General features: G+C 43.2%; 6 protein-coding genes and 1 pseudogene. All 7 read right to left on the reverse strand.

Translation table 11 applies throughout. The features are described 5' to 3' along the window. Positions 1-366: mechanosensitive ion channel family protein (locus tag AAC083_RS23360; RefSeq protein WP_258224783.1), on the reverse strand; the 366-nt coding region annotated here is incomplete at its 3' end. Positions 367-515: 149 nt separating this feature from the next. Next, a complete protein-coding gene (locus AAC083_RS23365; RefSeq protein WP_375134777.1) occupies positions 516-680 on the reverse strand; it encodes a hypothetical protein in 165 nt (54 codons plus the stop codon). Positions 681-734: 54 nt separating this feature from the next. Next, positions 735-1,331 carry a nucleoid occlusion factor SlmA gene (gene slmA / locus AAC083_RS20000; protein ID WP_005321293.1) on the reverse strand — a complete coding sequence of 199 codons (597 nt, stop codon included), beginning with the start codon at positions 1,329-1,331 and terminating at the stop codon, positions 735-737. 68 nt (positions 1,332-1,399) lie between these two features. Further along, positions 1,400-1,606 (reverse strand): annotated as a pseudogene (locus AAC083_RS20005) (dUTP diphosphatase); the annotation flags it as partial. Positions 1,607-1,713: 107 nt separating this feature from the next. Further along, positions 1,714-2,178 (reverse strand): dUTP diphosphatase, encoded by a 465-nt coding sequence (gene dut / locus AAC083_RS20010; RefSeq protein ID WP_041915434.1) that lies wholly within the window; start codon positions 2,176-2,178, stop codon positions 1,714-1,716. A gap of 305 nt (positions 2,179-2,483) precedes the next feature. Beyond that, on the reverse strand, positions 2,484-5,768 hold the full coding sequence (gene gapS6b / locus AAC083_RS20015; protein ID WP_146181743.1) for a GapS6b family protein: 3,285 nt from the start codon (positions 5,766-5,768) through the stop codon (positions 2,484-2,486). 6 nt (positions 5,769-5,774) lie between these two features. Beyond that, entirely contained in the window at positions 5,775-6,098 is a 324-nt protein-coding gene (gene gapS6a / locus AAC083_RS20020) for a GapS6a family protein (protein WP_108537541.1), read from the reverse strand. Positions 6,099-6,446: the final 348 nt, after the last annotated feature.

Here is a 6,446-nt window from a genome sequence, read left to right on the forward strand (position 1 = left end):
GATGATCAGCAGGAAACCGGCGGCGAAGTTGGAGAGCGAGCCTTGCAGCGCCAGACCGATGGCCAGACCGGCGGCACCTATGATGGCAATGAAGGAGGCGGTCTGTACCCCGACCCGACCCAAAGCAGCGATCACCACGAACACCAGTATGGTGTACTTGAGTATGCTGCCGACGAAATGGGTGATGGTGGTGTCCAGCTTGCGGGCCTGCATCATCTTGACCACTGCGCTGCTGATGATGTTGGCGGCGATGTAACCGACCAGCAGGGTGACCAGGGCGGCCGCCATGTTGACGGCATAATCGATCAGCCGGTCCTGGTTATTGACCAGCCAGGTATGCGCTTCGGTAATGATTTCGGGTTCCATAGGAGGTCCTGTCAGGCAGTAAAGGTTTATAACGCATGAATCTAACACTGGAATGCGACAATCCGGGTCGCATCTGGTGCTCACCCCTCTTTTTTGCCACAAAAAACAAGGGAGGCCAAGGCCTCCCTGTTTGCACCAACCTGTCTGGATCAGCTTTGCAATAACTGGCTGCGGATGAACAGCCACTGATCCTCGAAGCCTGCAGTGGGCTTGAGTTTGAACTCGGAGCGGACGCATTGGCCGATCCGCCCCTCTGGTTCAGCTTTGTAGCAGCTGGCTGCGGATGAACAACCACTGATCCTCGCAGCCTGCAGTGGGCTTGAGTTTTAACTCGGAGCGGACGCATTGGCCGATCCGCCCCCTCTGGTTCAGCTTTGTAGCAGCTGGCTGCGGATGAACAACCACTGATCCTCGAAGCCGGCGGTGGGCTTGAGTTTGAACTCGGAGCGGACAAACTGGCTGATGCGTCCCTCGGTATAGGCCAGTAGCAGATTGGCCAGCATGGTCTCGTCGAGCTGGAAGCCCTGACCTTCCCGCAGCCGCTTTTCGCGCAATACCTGCTTGATCTGGGTCTCCAGCTTGTCGAACAGGATGCTGATGCGATCCCGCAGCCGGTCATGTTCGCCCAGCAGGGCATCGCCGTTGAGAATACGGGTGATGCCGGGGTTGCGCTCGGCGAACACCAGCAGCAGTTGAAGGATATGATGGCAGCGGGCCATTGTGTCCTTCTCTTCGGCCATGATCAGGTTGACCCGTGACAGCAGGGAATCCTCGATAAAGTCGATCAGCCCCTCGAACATCCGCGCCTTGCTGGGAAAATGTCGATAGAGGGCTGCCTCAGAGACCCCCACCTCGGCCGCCAGACGTGCCGTGGTGATACGCTGGCCAGGGCTGGTTTCCAGCATATGGGCGAGTGCTTGCAGGATCTGATCGCGCCGACTCTGTTTCTGATTACTGCTTGCCATGGATTCCCCTAAAAAAACAATGGCTTGATTCTATTATCAGGCACAGGCCAAAGGGCCGGTGTGGTCTGTTATTGGCGACCAGAAGAACCAAAACCGCCTTCACCCCGTTCACTCTGATTGAACTCATCGACCAGTTGGAAGCTGGCCTGAACCACCGGCATGATCACCAGCTGGGCGATGCGCTCGCCGGGTTGCATGGTGAAGCTATCGTTGCCACGGTTCCAGACCGAGACCATCAGCTGGCCCTGGTAATCGGAATCGATGAGGCCGACAACTATACGATAAAAAACCGTCTCAATTTCTTAACTTTATGAAATTAAAGTGTTTTTATCTTAGTGTCGGAAAAAGTGTCTCAGGCCCCAGGTTTTGGTATGTTGGCGGTCTATGCTTTACCGGTACTACCGAAACCACCACTACCACGCTCGGTTTCGGTGGAGAATTCCTCAACAACACTCAACGACACCTGTACAACCGGTTGGAACATCAATTGTGCGATCCGGTCACCAGGCTGTACGGTGTAAGGGTCTTCGCCATCGTTTGCCAAGATGACGCCTATTTCGCCATGGTAGTCCGCATCAATGACACCAATGCCTTGAGCTACGCGAATACCATGTTTCAATGAGAGCCCAGAACGGGAAGCTACTATGGCTACTAAGCTCGGGTCCATCATATTGATAGCGAGTCCAGTTTTCAGAAGATGGCGAGCGCCTGGCGCAATCGTCACGGGTTCAGCGATGCATGCGCGTAGGTCCATGGCTGCGGAGCCATCTGTCGCGTAGGTCGGCATTGGGAGCTGTTCTGTGCCCAGAAGGTTATTGACCATGCGTGCTTCTATGCGTCGATACATCTTGTGTTCCTCGATAAACTTGAACTAGCAAATTCAAAAATGGGTACAGCGTTACAGGCGCGAAGAGATGGGGCTTGGCTTTTGTCAGCAAAGCAAAACAAAAAGCCATGAGATCTCAGCCGCTGACCGGGGGCTAAGATACCAGATTGCCTCCCTGTATGGCGAGGGTAGGGTTTACCAAAACCCTCGTGGTCAGCATCATCAGAGAGACAGGAGCAAACAGAGAGGGATTCATTTTGGTCATTTATCTGTTGGCTGGTAGTGAGCCGCTATAGGTATTTCATTTTCGCTAATTTGTTCGATAGTTAAGCATTGTTGCTGTTGGATAAAACCATGTCTTGCAGTTCTTGCATATGACAATTGAGCTTTGGAATATCTAAAAAGTGTCCTCTCGCAAAACTCGATGCAAGAAATAAAATAAGGTCTGGATAGTTTTTTATGTGACCATGCCTAAGAAGCAAGTTAAATATGAAAAGGGCTAATCTTTTTTCAGCGGTGTCACCATCTAATTCAGACAATGCAGTATGACAAGCATGATTGAAAACGTTTTCGGCATAACCATCATATTCTGAATTATAGCATCGACCACCTTTTAGAATACTACCTTCCAAGCAAGCCATAACAGTGGCTTTTCCTGTGACCTCAAGCATAAATGACTGTAGAGCCTGTGGAGACTGAAAGGAGGCACCATGTTTTTCTATAAACTTTGCAACCAAATACACGTGTTCAGGAATAGAGGATAAGCTTAATTCTATAACATCACTGTACAATATAGGAACTGGTGTCCCAGCAAATAAGTTCAGCTTAATGCTTTGTAGCTTAGCATTTAAGGAAATATTCTCAACTACATCAATAACAAACGAGTTTATGTTTACCGTAGGATAATTCGACTGTTTTGCGAGCATGCACACAACATGATCAATACATAACCAAGGTATATTGTTAGCAACAGAGAGTTGAAAAGTAGAATAAACTGTCCCGTCAATCATATCTCTAATACTAACTAATTCATTCGGGGTGTCAGATGGGATGAGTGATTCTACCCTTACAACTGACATAAGCGCTTTCAATTCATTTATAAACTGAAATGAGTTCTGTTTAATATCTTTGTGTGTATATTTACGTAACCCATCATCAGTATATTCAATGGCTAGATAGTCTTCTCTGAGGATGTCAGAAAGCCAATGCTCATAAAATTTCTTTGATTGCTCTGATATGACTATTTCAATTGATGACTTGGATAAGTAGGTGGAGAACCCCATTAGAGAAAAATAGACGGCAGTATATAAATCTATAACTACTTTACTCGGCTTTTTAATTCCGTCATCATATAGCGAAATGTATTGGGTCGAATCTGCTGATGTCAAATGAGTTACTGCGCCTTTTATTGGATTATCTGGCGCCGTATATTTACCTCTCATAGTAAGAGGGATTTTATTACTCCGTAATACATCATCTTTTTTTCTATCTTTTTCTGATAGAGCTTTTAATATCTTTTCGAAGTATGGTATAAATTCATCTTCACTATCCGGTACAGTATATAGCTTAAATACATCTGTACCATCATTGATTCTATCCCTCAGCTCAATAGCATGTCTAAATGCCGCAATATAAGGTGACAATCGTTCAATTACGGTAAACTCTCCATATATAGGATCATTTATCGTCTCACCCTCCTTCATGCTATCTAGAATTTTCCCTGTTGGGGATTCTGCATCGAGTAGAGATGGATGTGTAACATCTAGGTTTTTGACAATAATGCGATTATAACTCTTGAAGCCATCGCTATACCTTATTCCATCACCACAATATTTAGGTGTGTATGGATTGTCTGTTATTTCTGGTCTGTTTGATAAGGAGGAAACATGAATTTGAGTCAGTGGTTTTGCGACTATTTCTGGAGCCTTCACGAACCAGTCTACTAACACTTTCTCGGCAAAGTAAATATCAACGAAAGATGCTATTTCGCTAATTAAGGATAGTTTTGATTCATGGAATTCTAAAAAAATAGAATCTGGTATTTCTCGTAAGACTTTATTACGTTCATCAACATTAACCCCACTATTTCGCAGTGTAAATAACAATAAGTTCCAAGCGAAATGATCATCTGGATCAAGATCTATTGCAGATCTAGATGCATTTATAGCGTATTGATACTGATTGAGGCGCTCATGAACTTGAGCCTCTAACAACCATACAAATGAGGTTTTTTCTTCTGGAGATATTAGCGCAACTTGAGACAAGAAAAGCTGATGCTTTTCACTTGCAACAAGGGCTCGTAAATAACATTCGAATAATGGTGATGCCCATGGTTCTTTAGGTATCATTGGGCTTAAGTAGTCTACAGCGAGAAGAGGGAAGTCCATGTCTATAAAGATATGACTCAACTCAATCAGTGCTAATGGGGGGAGTTGAATAAATAGATCATCATTCAATTCTAGTAACTTTTTTGCCTCATCTACAAGTGAAACTATTTTTTTATTATCCCCATCCTTGAGTATTAATGCCTTTAAATACAGCATATAAAATGAATTTACATAATTATCACCAGTATCGATCCACCCACCTTTATTTACCCACTGCTCTACGGTGGAACCTTTGATTGTTTTCCTTTTTAAGGCATCAATAAAAACTAGATAGCGTTCAAAATCAATAGATACTTGAGATAAATCTAATTCAGGGTTTTTAAATGACTTAGATAGCAAAGCTCTATTGATTTTATCGGATATGTCACTATCAAACGTGCTGATCTTATCAGCATGTTTTTGCCCCATTATGATTAGGTCAGTGTCTGAAAATAGAGTTATTTTAAGTAGATTTATTAATACAATTGCTAATCTTGCATCCTGCGTATCTATCATATTAGACACTTGAGCTATAAGTCTATCCGCGCGTATTTTTACGCTACTATCAAGTGTCCAGATGTGCTTAGAGTGGCCTTGACTAAGTAAGAGATAGCTTTCGCAAATAAGTAAAAGTATTTGAGAATTGCTCGATGGAAATACATCGTGAAGATGTGTGCATATTTCAAAAGCCAATTCAAAACTATAAACTCGTAATGCTCCTCGGACTAACCCACATAGTTCATCTTCCAACAAATCTATCCTATTGCTGGAGTTGAAGTGGTCTTTAATATCCGATTCTATAGCGAGGTGCTCTAGATATACTTCAATAACATGAGGTGATTTTTCAGTAATTGAATTGTATCGTTCGTGAGCTAAAGATGGATGTGTTCGAGACTCTAAATCAAGCAAGATTGACATGACCACTGATGTTATATAATCAGAGTGACTCCTGCCGCGCAAAAAATATAATATCTCTTGTCTCGATGACTCGCTTGGAAGTGAGTTATCTATTAGATTTGTTTTTATTAACAAACATTCCAGCACGGTTTTTACTTCACTTTCAAGCGAGCCTATATTATTTATTACTCCAATTTTCTCTCTTGCTCTTGATGTCTCTCTATGACGGATGTCATGCATTATGTTTTCCGCAACACTCTTCAAGTCCTGAGCCTTAATGCTACGTATGATATTCTCATACTTATTTTTTACGTTGTCGCCAGAACCATAATGCATTTGTGTCGTCATAGGTGCTTACTTATTGTATACGGTTTTATTTACAACGTTATCACCAGAACCATAATGATTTTGAGTGACGGAACTTTGATTTTTCTCTGGAATTATCTTTTGCAGATATGATTGAATCTCTGATGCGTCATTTATTTTTTGCTCAATCGCACGCTCAGATAAATCATCTAAATTCATAGATGCAAGCTTATGAGTTAATTCATGTAATGTGTCCTCATCGAAAATCCATCCTGTAAGTTTTTCCTTAAGAAGATCAATCGTTAATAGGGCCCCACTTTTAAAACCATCATAAAGTAATCCAGACAAAATCGTGCTCGTTAAAAAATCCATATATTCCCACTATAATGACATTTAAGTATCCATGTATAATAATGGCTAACTCATTAATAAATATCAACATCTTTTGTAGCGCATTGAGATGGAAAGCTATGATCGCAAGAGGAGAGGGTTGCGACAATATTTGAATGCTTAACATTTGCATCAACGCTCAGATGTAGGGGAGGCTGACTGATTGATGAGCCGCTAGGGTGGTAACGTTATGGAAAATTCAGGCATCCAGATCGAGCCTGTAAATCTAATTGTGTAACCGCCCACGAATAAGTAACTTTTTCAAAAGGATACCTTCGTGGGTAAGCAAATGGACCAAGACAAACTCAAAGCACTCGCCGCTGAGCTGGC

It is taken from the genome of Aeromonas sp. HMWF014, from assembly GCF_963878295.1.
GTDB classification, from domain to species: domain Bacteria; phylum Pseudomonadota; class Gammaproteobacteria; order Enterobacterales; family Aeromonadaceae; genus Aeromonas; species Aeromonas popoffii.